Genomic DNA, 18,861 nt, shown 5'->3' with positions numbered 1-18,861 from the left:
GAACCCGGAGACGAACGCGGGCCCACCTGTCGATCAGGTGGGCCCGCGGATTGTTCGCTACTACGTCGGTCAGCTCGCCGGACCCGTCGCGTCCAGCCCGGCCATTACCGCGTGATGGCTTGCCTGAACGTGCTGCCGCATGAGCTGCTCGGCGCCCGCACCGTCCTTGTCGATGATGAGGTCGAGCACCCGATGGTGTTCGCGTTCGGAGTCGAGTGAGCGACCAGGTTGCGCCAGTGACGTTTTCACGAGACGACCGTATGCCAACTGATTCATCAGAATTCGATAATGGGTGGCGAGTTTGCCGTTGTCCGCGCCGACGATCAGGATCTCGTGGAACTCTCGGACCAGGTCGGCGTACCGTGCGGTGTCGCCTGCGAGGACTGCCGCGTCCGCGTCCTCAACGTTGGATCTCATCGCGTTCAGTTCGGGAATGCTGCCGCGGGCGGCCATCAGCCGCGCGGCGGCGCCCTCGAGGAGCTGTTTCATCTCGAACAGCTCGTTGATCTCGCGCCGGGACGGGGCTGCAACGAATGTGCCGACGCGGGATCGGATCTCCACGAGTCCCTCGATCTGCAGCTGCTTGAGCGCCTCGCGCACGGGAGTTCGGCTGATTCCGAAGGTCTCGGCGAGGTTCACCTCGGACAGCGCATCACCGGGCCCGAGCTCACCGGTGATGATCATCTGCCGGAGCCCGTCGGCTACCCGCTCCTGAAAATTGGTGGTCACAAGCTTTCGGGTCGACGCGACGACCATCCGTATACCTCCAGACCGAACTGCCATCTTGCATGGCAATACTTCCCACAAATTACCGTCGCCGATCGCAGCTGGTCAAGAAGTCCGCTTGTCCGATTGCTCCTATTCCTGCAATGACATTTGGATTACTGCCTGTGACGGGTTGATGACGGGGGTTGACTTCATCGCAACGGTTCTGCACAGTGATCTACACAACGTCCTCTGCCATACATCATGGCAACCAGAGAGGTTCTTATGTCTCAGCCTTCCTCCCCCGACACCGAAGACCGCCGCTACCGCAGCAAGGTCGCCGCAATCGAGCCGTACGGTGTCGACCACATTCCCGACGTCGAGCGGCACGGCACGGCCCGCTCCCAGTTCTCCATCTGGTTCGCCGCCGGCATGAACTTCCCGATCATGGTGCTGGGCTTCTCGGCCGTCAGTTTCGGGCTCTCGTTGACCTCGGCAGTGACCGCGATCGTGCTGGGCTCCCTGGTCGGCGCTGCCGTGATGGGCATCCTGTCGCAGATGGGCGCCCGACTCGGCGTTCCGCAGCAGATCCAGTCGCGGGGTCCGCTCGGGTTCTTCGGCAACTTCGTCCCCGTGGCGTACATCAACGTCTTCGCCGGCATCGGCTGGGCAGCAGTGACAATCATTCTCGGTGCGCAGGCTCTGCACGAACTCGCGCCCGGCATCCCGTTCTGGCTCTCCGCGCTGGCGCTCGTGAGCATTCAATTGGTGGTAGCCGTCTTCGGGTACAACATGATCCATTTCCTGCAGAAGATCCTGTCGTTCGTGCTGTTCTTCGGATTCGTCCTGATCACCGTCGTGTCGGTGACCAACAGCGACGCAGTCGGCTTCGACGCGAACCCCGACGCTCCGTTCTACATCGGCGGCACCGGCGGATGGATCACGTTCGCGGGCTTCTTCATGTCGTTCCTCATCGCCTGGTGGCCGTTCGCGTCGGACTACTCGCGTTACCTCCCCGACGACGACGGCACCGCCAAGCGCGCCGGTGCCTACACGCTGGCCGGCAACTTCATCACGCTGACCTGGCTCGGCATCGCCGGTGCACTGCTCGGCGGATCGGCCGTCTCGGGTGAGGAGCCCATCGGAGCGCTGGCACGCCTGACCGGTTCGTGGGCACCCGTCGCGCTGATCGTCGTCCTGTTGTCCTCGTTCTCGCAGAACTTCCTCAACGTCTACGGCGGCGCCATCTCGGTGCAGACGCTGCGGATTCCGGTCAGCCGCCGCACCGCCGTCATCGCCATCTGTGTCGTCGCCTACGCCATCAGCCTCTGGGCGGGTGAGGGCTTCGAGGCGAAGTTCAAGAACTTCCTGTTCCTCGGGGCCTACCTGATCGCTCCGTTCGGTGCGGCGCTGCTGCTCGACTACTTCGTGGGCGGCCGGAAGGACAAGTCCCGGATCGGTGAACTCTATGACGACACCCTGGTGCTGAACTGGGGATTCGCCGCATGGATCGCAGGCGTCGTTGCCTCCGTTCCCTTCTGGAACCTGTCCTTCTACCAAGGCTGGGTCACGGTCCACCACCCCGAGTGGGGCGACCTGACCTACGTCGTCGGCTTCGCCGCCGCCGCGGTGGTATACATGCTCACCTACATGCTTCCCGGAGTTCGGCGCCGTCCGAAGCGTCAGCCGACCGGGCGCGTGGACACGGTGGCCGACGTCGCCTCGACACCTGTCACCTCGGGCGGTGAGCGGCGATGACCGAGCAGGCATTCGAGACCGTACCGACCTCGGTGCCGGCGTTCGTCGCCGACGTCGAACGCGCCCTCACCGAGATCGCCGCCGGACACGCCGTCGTCGTGGTCGACGATCACGAGCGGGAGAACGAGGGCGATCTGATCTTCGCCGCCGAATGTGCGACAACGGAACTCGTCGCCTTCACCATCCGGCACGGCTCCGGGGTGCTGTGCGTGCCGATGGCCGGTGAGCGGCTCGACGCGCTGCGGCTGCCCCCGATGTGCACGGAGAACGAGGACCCCAAGGGCACCGCGTACGCGGTGAGCGTCGACGCCCGCGACGGTGTCAGCACCGGGATCTCGGCCGCCGACAGGGCCCGGACCATCCGACTGCTCGCCGCTGCCGACACCCGCACCGAACAACTGACCCGGCCCGGGCACGTGTTCCCGCTGCGGGCCCGACCGGGCGGCGTGCTCGAACGCCCCGGGCACACCGAAGCCGCGATCGACCTGACCGACCTGGCCGGGATGCGTCCGGCCGGCGCCATCTGCGAGATCGTCAACGACGACGGCAGCATGGCCCGTGGGACGGACCTCGACGAGTTCTGCTCCACGCACGGACTGCACAAGCTCGCCATCGCCGACCTCGTCCGATACCGCCGGTGGACGGCGCCCATCGCGTCCAGCCCCGCCGTTCGCCTTCCCACCCCGCACGGGATCTTCGAGGCCGTCGCGGTCGCCGAGGGCGACGGCACGGAACATCTCGTCCTGACCCTCGGTGACGTCGCCGACCAGGACGACGTCCTGGTCCGGGTCCACTCGGAATGCCTGACCGGCGACGTGTTCGGGTCCCAGCGTTGCGACTGCGGCCCCCAACTCGACCAGGCTCTCGCCGAGATCGCCCGCGTCGGTGCCGGAGTGGTCGTCTACCTGCGCGGTCACGAAGGGCGCGGCATCGGACTGGTTCAGAAACTGCGGGCCTACGGTCTCCAGGAACGCGGCTACGACACGGTCGACGCCAACACGGCCCTCGGCCTGCCCGTCGATGCGCGCGACTTCGCCACGGCGGCAAAGATTCTGGCGGATCTGCGGATCCGATCCGTCAATCTGATGTCGAACAACCCGCACAAGGAGTCGGCGCTGGCGGCGTACGGCACCCGCATCCTGCGGACCACTCCCCTGCACATCGAACCGACTCCCGACAACGTGCTCTACCTGCAGACCAAGACCGAACGTCTGGGACACCGGCCACCGGTCACACACCCGGTCGCCACCCAGCACGCATGAAGACGTGACGGAGACACTGTTGTGACCACACTCATCACCCGGCACGAGGTGCACGACTTCGACACCTGGCGCGCGGTGTTCGGCGGACACCAGGTCAACCGCCGGGCCCACGGAGCCACCGGCCACCGGATCTTCCGCTCCGGCAACGACGTGACGGTCCTGACCGACTTCCCCGACCGTGCCTCGGCCGAGAAGTTCCTCGCCGATCCCGCTCTTCGCGACGTCGTCGCACGCGCCGGCTTCGTCGACACGCCCGTCACCAGCATCTGCGAATTCGTCGACACCGAACAGTATTGACGGCCGCTCCACGCCCGGGCACAGAATATTCACCACAGGAGGAATGAAGTGATCGACACCCAGACGCTGTTGGCGTCGTTGCCCACCGATCTGTGGATCGGCGGAAAGCAGATACCGGCTTCGGGCGGCAGCACCTTCAGTGTTCACAATCCCGCGGACGGCAGGGTTCTCGTCCATGTCGCCGACGCGCAACCCGAGGACGGTGGGGTCGCGCTCGACGCCGCGGCCGCTGCTCAGCCGGACTGGGCCGCCACCCCGGCGCGTGAGCGGTCCGATATCCTGCGCCGCGCCTGGGAGCTGATCAATCAGCGCCGCAACGAGTTCGCACTGCTGATGACCCTCGAAATGGGCAAACCGCTCGCGGAAAGCCACGGCGAGGTGACATACGGGGGCGAGTTCCTGCGCTGGTTCTCCGAGGAAGCCGTGCGAATCAACGGCCGCTACACCCAGTCTCCCACCGGCAACGGGCGAATCCTGGTCACCAAGGAACCGGTGGGTCCGACGTTGGCCATCACGCCGTGGAACTTCCCGTTGGCGATGGGAACCCGCAAGATCGGGCCCGCGTTGGCCGCGGGGTGCACGATGGTGGTCAAGCCGGCCGCGGAAACCCCGTTGACCATGCTGTTGCTCGCCGAGGTCTTCCGCGACGCGGGGTTGCCCGACGGCGTGCTGTCCGTCCTCCCGACGTCGGACTCCGCCGCCCTGACGACACCGATGTTCGACGACTCCCGACTGCGCAAGGTGACGTTCACCGGCTCGACCGGCGTCGGGAAGGTGCTACTGAAACAAGCCGCCGACCGGGTCCTGCGGACGTCGATGGAACTCGGCGGCAACGCCCCGTTCGTCGTCTTCGACGACGCCGACATCGACGCCGCCGTCGAAGGGGCCATGGCGGCAAAGATGCGCAACGGCGGCGAGGCGTGCACGGCCGCGAACCGCATCCACGTCGACAACGCGGTACTCGCCAAATTCAGTGAGAAACTCACGGCAAGGATGCGTGCGCTCGCGGTCGGTCCCGGCGACCGCGACGGGATCCAGGTCGGTCCGCTGGTCAGCGAGAAGCAGCGGTCGAGCGTTGCGAACCTGGTCGACGACGCGGTGAGCAAGGGCGCCACGGTCATGACCGGCGGCAACCGAGGGGCGGGTTCCGGATACTTCTACGAGCCGACCGTTCTCAGCTCGGTACCGGCAGACGCGCGGATCCTGAAAGAAGAGGTCTTCGGTCCGGTCGCCGCCATCATCGGATTCGACGGCGAAGTGGAAGGCGTCGCCGCCGCCAACGACACCGAATACGGCCTGGCCGCCTACATCTACACCGAGGGACTCGAGCGAGCGCTTCGAGTGTCCGGCGCTGTGGAGGCGGGGATGGTGGGTGTGAACCGGGGCATCATCTCCGACGTCGCCGCAACCTTCGGCGGTGTCAAGGAATCCGGTCTCGGCCGGGAAAGCGGCAGCGAAGGCATCGAGGAGTACCTCGAGGTGAAGTACATCGCCTTCCGGTGACGTGTTTCGACTCGTCCTGCCCTTCCTCCCGGACGGGCCGGGTCCGACAATGGGACGGTGAGTTCGCGAGGTTCCGCCGCAGACTGGGCACTCGGCCAGGTCCACGCCGTGCGTGACGACCCTGATGCCCGCCTCGAGCTGAGCGCCCGCACGTATCACGGTCCGGTGGGCAACGCACCGCGGCATTTGCCGTTTCGCCGTGCGGCGCTGTCGTTCATGCGCTGGCAGGTCGGCCGCGGCGTGCTGGCCGCACTCGAGGCGACGCCTCCCGGGAGTCCGTGGTGGCGGGCAGTCAACGAGCGACTGCTGCGCGACGGGTGCGAGGCCGTCGCCCGGAGCGGCGGAATGGGAGGGACGCCGTCATCGCACGCGGTCGACCTGTGGATGCTGTTCGTTGCCGATCCGACCGCACGCACGTGGTACCGGGCCCACAATGCGAGCATCGTCTCCGCCTACCTCGACCATCGCAACCTCGCCGAAACCGAGAGCCGTCCCGAGCGCTTCTTTCTCAACGTCGTGCTGCTCCGCGTTCTCTTCGCCCACGCCTTGGTCGCTGCGCCACGTCTGGCGCTCGGGCGGCTTGCGCCGGCAGGCCCCCTGCTCGGCGATCCGCGACTGTCGATGACCGGGATCTTCCTCTCCCTTTCGCGGATTCTCCCCGACCGCTATCCACTCGGTGACGACGTCGCCGCGTACGTCGCCGCCGAGCACAACCTCGGCGAGCTGCTGGACTACGGCCTGATCGGGCCGCGCCTGCAGCAGCTGTACGAATGGTCGGCCGACAAGCTCGACGAACCGCGGCTGCTCGACTGCATACGCGACGGCAGCCCGACCTATGCCTGGTCGTACACCGATCGCGAAGTGTGGCATCCGGCGCGACCGGCCGCCACGATCCGCGCGGTCCGGCGCTTCGTACCGGCGCGCCGGTAGTTGTCAGTACCGCACGTCGCTCTGCAGCAGCGGCGGGTACACGGTGGACCGTTCCCCGTCCACGGTGCTGCCGGCGAACTGCAGCATCGCCCGCAGTTCGCCGTGCATCGGCGCCGGATAGTTCAACGTGGGAGCCGAGACGTCGTCGAGCACGCGGAGATGCTCGGGGCCGAGGCTCACCTCGAGGCCGGCGATGTTGTCCGTCAGGTGTTCGACGCGCCTGGCGCCGAGGATCGGCACGACGGTCCCGGATCGGCCTCGCAGCCAGGCCAACGCGACGGCAGCCGAGGTGGTCCCGAGTTCGTCGGCGATTGCGGCGACGGCGTCGATGACGACGAACTCGGCATCGGTCGGGCCGCCGACGAAAGCGGTGCGGGCGGAGTCGGTGACCTCGGTGCCGCGCCGATACTTGCCGGAGAGGAACCCGTTCTTCAGTGGGCTCCACGGCACCAGTGCCATTCCCTGATCGAGCGCGAGGGGCGCGAGTTCGCCCTCTACAGTCCGTGCCAGCAAGGAGTACTCGACCTGCATCGCGATCAACGGCGTCCAGCCGCGCAACAGCGCTGTGGTCTGGGCCTGCGCGGTCACCCACGCCGGGTTGTTGGAGATCCCGACATAGCGGATCTTGCCGGCACGGACCAGGTCGTCGAGGGTGCGCAGGGTTTCCTCGATCGGGGTGTGGCGGTCCCAGTTGTGTAGCCAGTACACGTCGAGGTAGTCGGTGCGGAGGCGGCGGAGTGTCTCGTGCAGCTGGGCGATGACGGCGGCGCGGCCTGCACCGCCCCCGTTCGGGTCGCCAGGGAACAGGTTCGCGAAGAACTTCGATGCCAGCACCACGCGCTCGCGGTGTCCGCGGTGGGCGGCGAAAAAGTCGCCGAGAATCTTCTCCGAATGGCCGTTGGTGTAGAAGTTGGCGGTGTCGATGAAATTCCCGCCGAGATCGAGATAGGTGGCGAGGATCTTCTCGGATTCCGCCACGCTGCAGCCGGCGCCGCCGGCGTCCTCGCCGAAAGTCATCGCACCGAGGGCGAACGGGCTGACCCTCAGCCCTGAGCGGCCGAGGGTGACGTAGTGATCGAGTCGCATGATCTGCTCCATGGGGTGTCGGTCGGAATGTGCATGTCCATCGAAACGCGAACTGCGGTGACCGTGGTAGATCGATCCACGCCGGGGATTGCACGATCCTCCCGAGATCGCCACGATCGGGTTGCCGGACTGCGACGCGGATGTTTTCGTGAAGTGTGCGCACCTCACCCGACCTGCTGGACGAGATCCGCAGCAGCATCGCGGCCCACGCCCGGCCCGATCTTCGGACGCCGATCGCCGGGCTGTTGTTGTCGAAAGTGACGACGGACTCGGCGGCGCCGGAGTATTCGTTGACGGCGCCACTGCTGGTGATCATGGCCCAGGGCGGCAAGCGACTGCTGCTCGGCGACCGGGTGTTCGAGTACCGGGCCGGGCAGTGTCTGGTCGTCACCGCCAACTTGCCCGTCACCGGCAACTACATCGACGTCGACGACGGCGCGCCGTCGTTGGCCATGGGCCTGGTGCTGCGCCCAGCCGCCCTCGCCGCGCTGGTGCTGCAGGCCCCCACCGAACGGTGGTCCCGTGGAACGAGCGGCCTGCCGGCGATCGCAACCGGCGTCGCAGACGACGATCTACTCGACGCCGCGGCGCGGATGCTGCGACTGCTCGATCATCCCGCCGATGCGCCTGTGCTCGCTCCACTCGTCGAGCAGGAGATCCTCTGGCGACTGCTCACCGGCCCGCACGGGAGCACCGCCCGCCAGATCGGCGTAGCCGACAGCGACCTGTCGCATGTCAGCCGGGCGATCCACTGGATCCGCGACAATTACGCCGAGCCGATGCGAATCGACGATCTCGCGCGGTTGTCCAGCATGAGCACATCCGCATTTCACCGGCACTTTCGTGCCGTTACGGCACTGAGCCCCTTGCAGTTTCAGAAGCGAATCCGACTGCAGCAGGCCCGCTCGATGCTGGTTGCCCATCCCGGTGACGTCGCCGGAGTCGGACATCTCGTCGGCTACGACAGCCCCTCGCAGTTCAACCGCGAATACCGCCGCCTGTTCGGTGCCTCCCCGGGGCAGGACGCCCAGGGATTACGCACCAGGACCGCACTGTCCCACGCCGGACCGCTGCCCTGACCTGTCGCCTATTGCCCATCTCGATGCAGCGCATCGACGGATTGCCCCGGTCGCGGGCGGCGCCGTCTACGCTCTGTCGGGGGATCACTCCTCGGTGCGGGCGGCGACGATGGCGGCGAGGTTGGCGGCAATGTTCTCCTCGACGGCTGCTTTGTCGACGCCCAGGCCGGCGAGCACACCGACCCCGTCCTCGACCTCGAGCAGGGCGAGCAGAATGTGCTCGGTTCCGATGTAGTTGTGCCCCAGACGAAGTGCTTCACGGAACGTCAGTTCGAGCGCTTTGCGCGACTGGGCGTCGAAGGGGATGAGTGCGGGCACCTCCTCGGCGGCGGGCGGCAACGTCGCGGTCGCGGCGTGCCGGACCGTATCCAGATCCACGCCCTGCGCGGCGATCGCCCGGGCGCCGAGTCCGTCGGGGTCGGTCAGGAGTCCGAGGACGAGATGCTGAGGCAGGATCTCGGAGTTGTTCGCGGCCCTGGCCTCGTTCTGCGCGACGACAACGACCTGCCGTGCGCGGGGAGTGAACCGGCTGAATCCCTGATTCGGATCGAGGTCGGAGGCCTGCCCGGGGTCCTTGGGGACGAACCGCTTCTGTGCGGCCTGCTTGGTGACTCCCATGCTCTTGCCGATTTCGGTCCACGACGCCCCCGAACGGCGGGCCTGGTCGACGAAGTGACCGATGAGGTGGTCCGCGAGTTCGCCGAGATGCTCGGCGGCGAGGACCGCGTCGGTGAGTTGCTCGAGCGGGGCCTCCGAGTGCACCTTCTTGATCGCCTCGATGAGGTCGTCGAGGCGGATGGGCGGGGTGACGGGCGTTGAATTCTCCATGCGTCAACCCTAAGTTGACGACTCCGAAGCGTCAACCCCAGGTTGTCGATCGACGTATTCACGCCGGTCCGCGCCGAACGCGCAATGAGCGACGGACGGTCTGCTACGTTGATGGCTAGCAGCTCTAGGGATAGGTGTTCTATGCATATCGAGAAAGACCTGGTGGCCGCGTCGGCCACTCCCCTGGTACTCGGAATTCTCGCCGAGGGCGAGTCCTACGGGTACGCCATTCTGAAGCGAGTCAACGACCTGTCCGGCGGTCGGATTCAGTGGACCGACGGCATGTTGTACCCCTTGCTGCATCGGCTCGAACGGCTGGGATTGGTGTCGGCGTCGTGGGGCGCCTCCGACAGCGGGCGCCGGCGCAAGCACTACACGATCACCGATACGGGCCGGGAAATGCTGGCGGAACGGCGCGCCCAGTGGGACGTGGTCGCGGACGCGCTGAGCCAGGTGTGGCGCTCCGTCCAACTGCCCCCGGCACCCGCGGAAGGATGGTCGTGATGGATACCGACAAGGAACTCGAATCGCAGATCGGTCAGTGGCGGGGGTACGTCGAGCGCCGTCACGTGATATCGTCCGCCGACACGGATGAGATGGAAGACCATCTCCGCGATCAGATTTCGGATCTGTCCGCCGCCGGTCTGAAGACCGACGAGGCGTTCCTGGTCGCGGTCAAACGGATGGGCAACGTGGACGACATCTCCCGCGAGTTCGCGCGGGAGCACTCCGATCGGCTGTGGAAGCAACTCGTCCTGCTGCCCGCCGCGCCCGACGGCGGTCGCACTCGTCCCACCCGTGAACTGTTCGTCGTTCTCGGGTTCGCGGTCGGCGCCGCACTCGCCCTGAAGGCAGGCTTGGCGACACTCGACGAGCAGGACCTCGCCCGCAACGTCAGCCTGTTCGTTCTTCCCTTCCTCACCACGTACTTCGCGTGGAAACGGAAGGTGACGCTCCGACTGGCCGCGGCACTGGTGGTGCCGTTCGCCCTGGCGGCGGTGCTGGTGAACGTCTTCCCGTTCGTCTCGAACGGCTCCACCGAGGTGATCGCGGCGATCCACACACCGATCGCGTTGTGGTTCGCGGTCGGCGTCGCGTACGTCGGCGGCCAGTGGCGGTCGGACCGGCGGCGGATGGACTTCATTCGATTCACCGGCGAATGGGTGGTCTACCTGACCCTCCTCGCCCTCGGTGGCGGCGTGCTCATCGGCCTGACGGTCAATGCTTTCGACGCCCTCGGCCTGAGCGTCGAGTGGGTCGTCGAGGACTGGGTGCTGCCGTTCGGAGCGGCCGGTGCGGTCATCGTCGCCGCATGGCTCGTGGAGGCGAAACAGAACGTCGTGGAGAACATCGCCCCCGTCCTCACGCGTGTGTTCACACCACTGACGACTCTCATGCTGCTGGTGCTGCTCGTCGCATTCGCGACGACCGGCAGCGTGGTCGACGTCGACCGGAACCTGCTGATCCTGATGGACCTCATCCTGGTCGTCGTCCTGGGCCTGCTGCTGTACGCGATTTCCGCCCGCGACCCCTACCTGCCGCCCGACCTGTTCGACCGCCTCCAACTCCTCCTCGTCGTGAGCGCCCTCGCGGTCGACCTGCTGATGCTGTTCGCCATGCTCACTCGAATCGCGGAATTCGGCTTCACACCGAACAAGGTGGCCGCACTCGGAATGAACCTGGTTCTCCTCGTCAACCTGACCTGGTCGGCCGTTCTCGTCCTCGGGTTCCTTCGGGGCCGCCGGGAATTCGGCTCCACCGAACGCTGGCAGACCCGTTACCTCCCAGTGTTCGGTGTGTGGGCGGCGTTGATGGTCGGCGTGCTTCCACCACTGTTCGACTTCGCGTGACCACGTCGTGACCGCTTACCGGGATTCTTCCAATGCGCGCGATACCTTCCGAATGACGCTGCCGCTGCGTAACATCAAGCACATCTCGCTGGAATCCCTCTGGAGGCCGACGTGGGTGGACTTGGTATCGATCTCGGAACTGCCAACACTGTCGTCGGAACTCCCGACGACGGCATCGTACTGAACGAGCCTTCTTTCATGTTGGTTCGGACGAAGGAACCGAACCGTGCTCTCGCCATCGGCACCGAGGCGCGAAGTCTCGTCGGCCGTACGCCTATCGGAATAACTCCGGTGCGGCCGTTGCGTGACGGGGTGATCGTCGACCTGGAGTCGGCGCGGACCTTCGTGACGGCGATCGTCAAACGGGTGTCGCCGGGCAGGCGATACGGGGTGCGGCCCAAGGCCGTCATCTCGGTGCCTGCCGGCGCCACTCCGCTCGAGCGCAGGGCACTGCTCGAGGTCGGGCACGAGGCCGGCCTGCGAAAAGTGGGGTTGGTGCCCGAGCCGGTCGCGGGTGCCCTCGGCTGCGGAATCAACCCGCTCGAACCGCGCGCCCACCTTGTCGTCGACATCGGTGGCGGCACTTCGGAAATCACCGCCATCTGTTTCGGTGGCATTCTCTCCCACCGCAGTTGCCGACTCGCGGGCGACGAACTGACCAACGCGCTGTACCACTACCTGCGGGAGGAGCACAACATCGTCGTCGGCGAGCTCACCGCCGAGCGCGCGAAGCTGGGCGCACCGGACACCGACGAAGGGCAGTCACTCGTCGTCGAGGGCCGCGACGCCGCCACCGGCCGGGCGCGGTTCGTCACGCTCGAAACCGAGGAGATCGTGGATGCATTGCGGGCGACCACAGCCGGAATCGTCCATACCCTGACCGAATGCCTCGAAGACCTTCCGCCGCAGGCGATCGGCGACGTGATGTCGGAGGGGCTGCTCGTCATCGGCGGCGGGGCGATGCTGCGTGGCCTCTCGCAACTGATCGAGGAGGCGTTCGGATTCCCGGTGAAGACGGCCGAACGCCCCCTCACCTGCGTCGCCGAAGGCGCCACCGCCTGTCTCGTGCACCCCGAGGTCGTTGCCGCCTACAGCAGCTGATCACCGGTTCGGTGCCGGAGCAGGTGGTCGCGGGAAGTAGTGCTCGAGAATCTTCTTGACCACGGGGCCTGAAGTCGCCGACCCGAAACCACCACCACGGACCAGCGCCGTCACCACGATCTCGGGGGCATCGAATGGCGCCACCGCGGAGAACCAGGCGTTCAGTCCCTCTCCCGGCGCCGACGGATCCTCCGCGGTTCCCGTCTTGGCGCCGGCCGGTACCGGGAGGTCCGCGAGTTGCCCGGCGGTCCCGGCCGCCGCGGACGCCCGCATTCCCGCCCGGACGGGATCGAGACGGTCGGCGAACGCGAGCCGCTGTGGTGCCGCTGTGGGGATGGGGATCAAATCCGGCCCGTACGCCGCGGCGAGCTGAGGGGTCACCATCGCGCCGGTAGCGATCCCGGACGTCCATCGCGCGACCTGGATAGGGGTCGCGCTGACCGTGCCCTGCCCGATACCCATCAACAGCGTCGACCCGGGATACCACGTGGCCCCGATGCTTCCGACGTTCTCCGGGGTGCCGAGAAATCCCTCCGCCTCGCCGGGCAGGTCGATCCCGGACCGCCGTCCCGCGCCGAGTTGGCTCGCGACGTCCGCCATCTTCTCCGGGCCCAGGAGCTCACCGAGCTTGTAGAAGTACACGTTGTCGGACCATTGGATCGCCTGCAGCATATTGTTCGGGCCCATCGGCTGCCAGTTCCGGAAAGTGTGGCCACCATAGGTGTAGGCAGCGCCGGTCTCGATCACCTCGTCGGGCGACAGCACCGGATACTGCATATCCGTCGACGCGACGACGATCTTGAATGTCGAGCCGGGCGGGACCGCGGTCTGGGTGGCGTTGTTGACCAACGCACTCGGGCCCGGGGTCTGGCTCTGCGCCGCAAGCGCGACGAGGTCGGCCGGGGGTCCGTAGACATTGTTGTCGGCGCCCGGGACGCTGGCGAGAGCCAGCACAGCTCCGGTCCGCGCATCCATCACGACGGCGGCGCCGAGGTCGCCCTTACTGGTGCGCATCGCCTCCACGAGCGCATCGGTGGCCAGGGTCTGCACACCGATGTCGAGATGCAGGCGCAGATCGTGGCCCCGCACCGGGTCGACGCGCTCGCCGGTGGCCACCGGATTGCCGGACGGATCGACGTACATGCACTGTGTGCCGTCGCTGCCGCGGAGCAGAGCGTCGTACTGCTTCTCGAGTCCCGCTTTGCCGACCCGTGATCCGAGTGCGAGGTGAGGCCAGCGTTCCATGTCGTCGGCGTCGGCGACCCCGACGTGTCCGAGGATGGACGCGAGTACGGCGCCGTACGGGTACTGCCTGCGACCGGACGGCACCACGAGGACACCGGGAAGGTGCGCATCCACGATGCGCCGAGCCTGGTCGGGCGCGACTGTGCCCACGGCCACCTGGGTTTCGCCCTCACCGCCGGCGTCGATCAGGTCCGACAACTCGTCGGGCGACTTCGTTAGCAACGCGGCGAGCCGGTTGCGAGCGTCGTCGTCGCTGTCCTCGAACATCCGAGCGACCACGGCAACGGCGTACTCGGCGACGTTCACCACGAGAGGGACACCGTTGCGGTCGACGATCAGTCCGCGTTCGGCAGGCAGGCGGATGCACCGCATCATCTGTGCATCACTCATCGCCCGATATTCCGCACCCCGGTCGTGCTGCACCTGCCAAGCGAACACCGACATGGCGACGAGTGCGGCGATCATCGTCATCGTGCCCGCCGACATTCCGCGCGGGCGGCGCCGGCGCCGGGGGTCGGGGGCCCACAGCGGTCGCGCGACGCCGTCTCGGCGCACCGCGAGTACCAGTCCGATGGCGGCGAATCCGACTATCGCGGCCGTCCCGCCGTAGCTGAAGAGCGGAATCGGCATTCCGGTGTGGGGCAGCAGCGACAGACTCTGACCGATCGACACCAGCGCGTGGATTCCGAACAACCCACCGATTCCGGCAGCGACGAGTGCAGCCTCCCGGGTCCGTGCCGTGCGCGCGGCGAGTGCAGCCCGCCACACGATCACCGACGTCGCCACCACGACGGCCAGGCCGGCGATCAGACCCCACCCGTACACCAGGCTGGCGAACGCCAGATCGTGCTCCGATTCGGGGAGAAACTGTGCCCGCACGTCGTACAGCGGGTCACGCGCCAGACCCCACAGGCCGCCACTGCCGATCGCGATGTTCGCCTGCAATTCGGCCCACCCCGCGCCTGCCGGGTCGGCGTTGCTCGACAGGAACACGTGGACCCGTTCGAGCTGATACGGCCGGAGGAACAGCACCGCGAGCGGCAGCGACGCGATCCCCATCACGAACAACGGGACCAGCGGCAGCAGCGGGACCCGCGCGAGGATGAGCATGAACCCGGTCGTCGCAACGAGCACGACGGCCGTCGACAGGTCCGGCTGGACCGCGACGAGTGCCACCGGCACCGCTGCAATCGCCAGAGTCGCGACGAATCGTGCGAGCGTGAACCCACCCGCGAGCATGCCCGCGGGCACCAGAATCAGGGCTAGCTTGGCCAACTCGGAAGGCTGAACGGTGAACACGCCGAAGTTCAGCCAGCGCTGCGCGCCCTTCGTCGCAACCCCCGCCAGGGGAACGGCCGCGAGCAACAGGGTCGCCACCGCGAATACCGCCCAGCCGAAGGCGCGGAGGTCACTGATCCGCAGGCGGGACACCACCCACATGATCGCGAGTCCGGCCACCGCGAAGAGGAGATGGCGAACGGCGTGCCCCGTCATCCCGGTCGCCGTGAGATTCAGGAGTCCGAGCACGACGAGGACGATCGCCGCCCCCACGATCCACGGGTCGGATTCGCGCTTGTCGTCCTGCATGGCTGCCCCCGGCACTCAGCAGCGTGCGTTCTCGGCGGGCATCAGCAGCGGCTCGGACGCGGCTGTCGCCGGGGCGCTCGTGATCGCCGCGACGGCGAGCGCGGCCCCGGGCGGCAGATCGGTCCGGACGATGCCGTACACCTGCTGCGACCCGGACTGAACGCGCTCCGACACGTCGCCGCCCGCCCGCACCTCGCCCGAACAGCGGTCGTACACGTTCACCCTCCAGGTCACGGCATCGACAATCGCCGCCGGATCGAGGTGGACGTCGACCCGGATCTCGCACGCCTGCCCGGGCCCGCACTCCCCACTGGCGCGCGTGGCCGTGACGAGCGTGATCGGCCCGGCGCTGCCGGGAGCACCGACGTCGACGGGTGGCGGCACTCGTCCGGCATCGGTCGTAGCCGGCGTGGGCTGTTCGGCCGAGGGTTCCGGTGGCGGCGACACGGGTCGAATCTGATTCTGCTCCTCGGGATTCACCGGATTCAGGACGGCGTCCCACCCGCGCCGCATGTCCGACCACGCCCGGGGAGCCATCCACACTGCGGCTACGAGTATCAGGATCGCGACGAGCCCGAGGGCTCCCTGTCTCCGCGAGGGCCGTCTCTTCCTGCGATGCCACGGATTCCGGACCGGCGGGAACCAGCCCGGCGATGCGAGAGTGGAACCGGTGGCCACCGGCGGCGGCTTCTCACCGGCCGTCCGCTCCTCCACTGTTTGGTCGTGCGGGCGCGGCCGTCCCCTGGTCGCCGCGACCAGCCGGGCGAGTTGGCAGCGTTTCCGCTGCTCTTCGGCGGCATCGACGCCGGGTTCGACAGCCAGACGAACTCGCTGCAGCAGCACGTCGAGATCTGTTGTTTCGACCAGCGATTCGTGCAACCGGTCGGGCAGTGCCGAACCGCGACAGTTCGTCGCGATGCTCCGGAACAGCCCGGCGACCTCCTCGGTCACGTCGTGCCCGGACACCGCACCGCGCGCGTACTCGATCGTGAGATGCCCGCTGTCGGACACCGTCACGTCCCGGAGACGGATGCGGTCCTGCCCCTCGCTGCGCACCGGTTCGAGCTGATCGAGCGCATCGACAACGAGCAGCGACGCCTGTGCCGGTGACAGAATCGCCGCCGCGAGGAGCCTTCCGAGTGCCACGCCACTGACAGGGGCGGCGTGATCGGGTTGTTCGGGCGGTTCGGATCGAGCATCGGCGGGTTCGTTTCTCCTCGTGAGGAGCCCTGTCACTGCTTCGATCATCGCGCACCCCGACGCTCGGCCTCCCGCGCCGTGGGTACGAGACCGGAGCGGGCGGCGACGGACCTTGAGTTGGGCTTACCCTGTGCCGAAATCCTTTTCGCCTGCGTCATTCCATTTAACTCCGGCCGATGCTCCGGCGTCCGCGAAATCGTCCCGTCCGCTTCCGCACAATCTCGTCAGCGTGCACTCGGGGGCACACCGAACGCCTGCATCACGACCGCACCCCAGTCCCGCCATGCCGGGCAGGGCACAGGATCCCGGTGGTTCAGGAACCGGATCACCTCATCGTCGAAGGCGGCGGAGGTCGGTAGAGACGAGTGCGCGGCGCGAACCGGGCAGCCGTTGCGTTCGACGTCCAGGCGCCAGCCGTGCGGCATCAGCGGAAGATCGGCGGCCGACACGATACTCAGCACGCGCACGTCCTCGGGCAGTACCTCACCGAAAACGGCCTGTGCGGTACCCGCGGTACCGAGCAGTTGGCGCGCGGCGGGTGTGTCCGGGTCGAACGGGAAGAAGACGACGTCGATCGCGGGCACCGCCCACCGCAACAGGTCGCCGAACACCCTGCCCGGTCGGTCGACTTCCGGCGGCGGAAATCCGAGCGGGGTCTCCGGGAACACACCCACCAGGATCAGCACGTCCACCTGTGCCCGACCTGCGGCGACCGCTTCCCACGCGATCCAGCCGGCGTGCGAATGCGCGGCAACGGTCAACGGCCGCTGCAGGTTCGCCGCCTGCTCGGCGAACACGGCGACCTGTTCCTCCACGGGCCGATGGGTATCGGCCGGTTCGTAGGGGGCGCCCGTTCGGATCGGGCACGTGGCGTCGCGCCGGGGCTGCCCGCCCCCGGTTCCGGCGTAGGAAAAGTAGTACACCTGTTCGCATTCATACCCCAGCCGCTGCACGTCGGCCCGGTGGATCGTCCCCTCCCCCGAACGCGAGTCGATGCCGGACATGACGAGCAGCGAACCAGCCTGTCGTGGTCCGGGTTCCGGATCTTCGTAGGCGCGGGTCCGAACGAAGATCACCGACACGATCGTCGATGCGACGAGCACCGCGGCAAGCGCCGCGGCGGGCCGCCTCAGCGGCGCACGGCCCATCGCCCACACAGTCAGTCCCGTTGCCGCTGCCGATACCGGCACGAGCAGCACGGTGAGGCCAGGCACGCGGTCGGCCAGGGCGCCCAGTGCGAGGATCGCCGCGCAATACGGCACCATCACCTCGATTCGCAGGCCCCGGCGCCACGCCCGCCCCATGGCCGCGCGCAGACCGGCGCCGCCCTGCCACGGCACCGGCCCGAGTATCGACACCAGCACCGCGACGAGCGCTACCGCCGGCCAGAACGCCCGCGAATACAGCATCGCGTAGGCGGTCGCGTCGGCGCACGACGCCAGCAGGACGGGACCGAACGCAGTCGCGTAGAACGCCGCGGCGAAGCGGATACGCCTCGTGTCGAGTCCACCGAGCAGCCAGGCCATCAGCATGATCCGCACGGCCGACACGACGCCCAGCAGCACGATGCACTGCGACCACGAGTCGGTGCGTACCAGCAGAAGTCGCAGGTCTGCGAACTGATCCAGCGGCGGCAGCGCGACGAGGTGCAACAGTCCCGGCCACACGGGGACCACCCCGCACAGCGCCAACACGACGACCAGCACCGCAGCGGCCGCCAACGGCCACCACCGCGCCCCGCGCCGCACCCACCGGCCCATACCCTTCGCTGTACTCGCTGTCGGTGGTCGTGCACAACCCGGTCGGCCGGCCACTCAGGAGTTCGTGCCGGACAACGCGATTCCAGAGCGCGACATCCGTGACCTCGGCAGGACGTCCGGCGGAAGAATGAACATGACACAGCCGGGGCGTATCGGGGAGGATGATCACCTGATGGACGGTGTGGAGGTCGGAAGCCACGGGTCGCTCATGACGTTCGACCAATTCGAGGACATCTTCCGGGTGGCCGCCAGTATCGGCGTCGTGAGGGACGACTTTCACCGATTCGACGACGTCGTCACCGGGAAACTGTACGACCTGCTGCTGGTCGCCCAGTCGGATGCAGCGGCCCAGCACCGGCACGTCATCGAACTCACCGACCTGCCGATCACCAGAGGCCTGCAGGAAAACATCGGGTTGTTCCGGGAGCTCGGCCCGCACCTTCGGGTCGACCCGATCCTCGCGCGACTGGCCGCCTACCCGCCACTCGACGGCGTCCTCGCGGCCGACACCCGCTCAGGGCTCCCCGACATCACCGGCGGACTGGGCGTCGCCCTCGCGCGCACCTTCCGCATCGTCTACCCCGAGCTGAGGACCCTGCGGGCCCGGACCACGCACTGGTCGCTGGTCAGCACCCTCGTCGACCTCTATCTCTGACGTCGCCGGCGACGG

General features: G+C 67.4%; 16 protein-coding genes. 10 read left to right on the top strand and 6 right to left on the bottom strand.

Annotation, left to right across the window (positions count from 1 at the left end):
• Nucleotides 1-69 precede the first annotated feature (69 nt).
• Nucleotides 70-729 (bottom strand): GntR family transcriptional regulator, encoded by a 660-nt coding sequence (locus P3H15_RS18535; protein ID WP_276138580.1) that lies wholly within the window; start codon nucleotides 727-729, stop codon nucleotides 70-72.
• A 261-nt stretch (nucleotides 730-990) separates the two neighbouring features.
• Between P3H15_RS18535 and P3H15_RS18530 the strand changes: the two genes are divergently transcribed.
• Genes P3H15_RS18530 through P3H15_RS18510 form a run of 5 tightly spaced genes read left to right on the top strand, consistent with a single transcriptional unit; the run spans nucleotide 991 to nucleotide 6,455 of the window.
• Nucleotides 991-2,463 carry a cytosine permease gene (locus P3H15_RS18530; RefSeq protein ID WP_276138579.1) on the top strand — a complete coding sequence of 491 codons (1,473 nt, stop codon included), beginning with the start codon at nucleotides 991-993 and terminating at the stop codon, nucleotides 2,461-2,463.
• Nucleotides 2,460-3,725 (top strand): bifunctional 3,4-dihydroxy-2-butanone-4-phosphate synthase/GTP cyclohydrolase II, encoded by a 1,266-nt coding sequence (locus P3H15_RS18525; protein ID WP_276138578.1) that lies wholly within the window; start codon nucleotides 2,460-2,462, stop codon nucleotides 3,723-3,725. Before P3H15_RS18530 ends, P3H15_RS18525 begins: the two co-directional genes overlap by 4 nt.
• Before the next feature lie 21 nt (nucleotides 3,726-3,746).
• On the top strand, nucleotides 3,747-4,022 hold the full coding sequence (locus tag P3H15_RS18520; protein WP_276138577.1) for a hypothetical protein: 276 nt from the start codon (nucleotides 3,747-3,749) through the stop codon (nucleotides 4,020-4,022).
• Nucleotides 4,023-4,070: 48 nt separating this feature from the next.
• Nucleotides 4,071-5,525 carry an NAD-dependent succinate-semialdehyde dehydrogenase gene (locus P3H15_RS18515; RefSeq protein WP_276138576.1) on the top strand — a complete coding sequence of 485 codons (1,455 nt, stop codon included), beginning with the start codon at nucleotides 4,071-4,073 and terminating at the stop codon, nucleotides 5,523-5,525.
• Nucleotides 5,526-5,582: 57 nt separating this feature from the next.
• Nucleotides 5,583-6,455, top strand: a complete 873-nt coding sequence (locus P3H15_RS18510; protein ID WP_276138575.1) for a hypothetical protein — start codon at nucleotides 5,583-5,585, stop codon at nucleotides 6,453-6,455.
• Between the two features lie 3 nt (nucleotides 6,456-6,458).
• Here P3H15_RS18510 and P3H15_RS18505 read toward each other — a convergent pair whose 3' ends face one another.
• The gene (locus tag P3H15_RS18505; protein ID WP_276138574.1) at nucleotides 6,459-7,541 is read right to left on the bottom strand and encodes an aldo/keto reductase; all 1,083 of its coding nucleotides are present in this window, start codon (nucleotides 7,539-7,541) and stop codon (nucleotides 6,459-6,461) included.
• 155 nt (nucleotides 7,542-7,696) lie between these two features.
• Between P3H15_RS18505 and P3H15_RS18500 the strand changes: the two genes are divergently transcribed.
• Nucleotides 7,697-8,620 carry an AraC family transcriptional regulator gene (locus P3H15_RS18500; RefSeq protein ID WP_276138573.1) on the top strand — a complete coding sequence of 308 codons (924 nt, stop codon included), beginning with the start codon at nucleotides 7,697-7,699 and terminating at the stop codon, nucleotides 8,618-8,620.
• 84 nt (nucleotides 8,621-8,704) lie between these two features.
• Here the strand turns inward: P3H15_RS18500 and P3H15_RS18495 are convergent, their stop codons facing one another.
• Nucleotides 8,705-9,448 carry a Clp protease N-terminal domain-containing protein gene (locus P3H15_RS18495; protein ID WP_276138572.1) on the bottom strand — a complete coding sequence of 248 codons (744 nt, stop codon included), beginning with the start codon at nucleotides 9,446-9,448 and terminating at the stop codon, nucleotides 8,705-8,707.
• Between the two features lie 141 nt (nucleotides 9,449-9,589).
• Between P3H15_RS18495 and P3H15_RS18490 the strand changes: the two genes are divergently transcribed.
• The 3 genes from P3H15_RS18490 (at nucleotide 9,590) to P3H15_RS18480 (ending at nucleotide 12,399) form a co-directional block, all read left to right on the top strand.
• Complete coding sequence (locus P3H15_RS18490) at nucleotides 9,590-9,952, top strand: PadR family transcriptional regulator (protein ID WP_072943389.1); 363 nt, start codon at nucleotides 9,590-9,592, stop codon at nucleotides 9,950-9,952.
• Entirely contained in the window at nucleotides 9,952-11,298 is a 1,347-nt protein-coding gene (locus tag P3H15_RS18485; RefSeq protein ID WP_276138571.1) for a permease prefix domain 1-containing protein, read from the top strand. The genes P3H15_RS18490 and P3H15_RS18485 overlap by 1 nt, the downstream gene beginning before the upstream one ends.
• A 111-nt stretch (nucleotides 11,299-11,409) precedes the next feature.
• Nucleotides 11,410-12,399: a rod shape-determining protein gene (locus P3H15_RS18480; protein WP_276138570.1), complete on the top strand. Its 990-nt coding sequence runs from the start codon at nucleotides 11,410-11,412 to the stop codon at nucleotides 12,397-12,399.
• On the opposite strand, the gene P3H15_RS18475 is transcribed toward P3H15_RS18480, so the two are convergent.
• From P3H15_RS18475 to P3H15_RS18465, 3 genes are all read right to left on the bottom strand, one after another.
• Nucleotides 12,400-15,231, bottom strand: coding sequence for an FtsW/RodA/SpoVE family cell cycle protein (locus P3H15_RS18475; protein WP_276138569.1), 2,832 nt, complete (start codon nucleotides 15,229-15,231; stop codon nucleotides 12,400-12,402). It lies immediately after the preceding gene.
• Nucleotides 15,232-15,246: 15 nt separating this feature from the next.
• Entirely contained in the window at nucleotides 15,247-16,377 is a 1,131-nt protein-coding gene (locus P3H15_RS18470) for a hypothetical protein (protein WP_276138568.1), read from the bottom strand.
• A gap of 278 nt (nucleotides 16,378-16,655) precedes the next feature.
• Nucleotides 16,656-18,191, bottom strand: coding sequence for a hypothetical protein (locus P3H15_RS18465; RefSeq protein WP_276138567.1), 1,536 nt, complete (start codon nucleotides 18,189-18,191; stop codon nucleotides 16,656-16,658).
• Between the two features lie 133 nt (nucleotides 18,192-18,324).
• Between P3H15_RS18465 and P3H15_RS18460 the strand changes: the two genes are divergently transcribed.
• Nucleotides 18,325-18,846 carry a DUF1931 family protein gene (locus tag P3H15_RS18460; protein WP_276138566.1) on the top strand — a complete coding sequence of 174 codons (522 nt, stop codon included), beginning with the start codon at nucleotides 18,325-18,327 and terminating at the stop codon, nucleotides 18,844-18,846.
• Nucleotides 18,847-18,861: the final 15 nt, after the last annotated feature.

The organism is Rhodococcus sp. T2V (assembly GCF_029269925.1).
GTDB classification, from domain to species: Bacteria; Actinomycetota; Actinomycetes; order Mycobacteriales; family Mycobacteriaceae; genus Rhodococcus_F; species Rhodococcus_F koreensis.
This window is presented reverse-complemented; position numbering and strand designations above follow the sequence as displayed.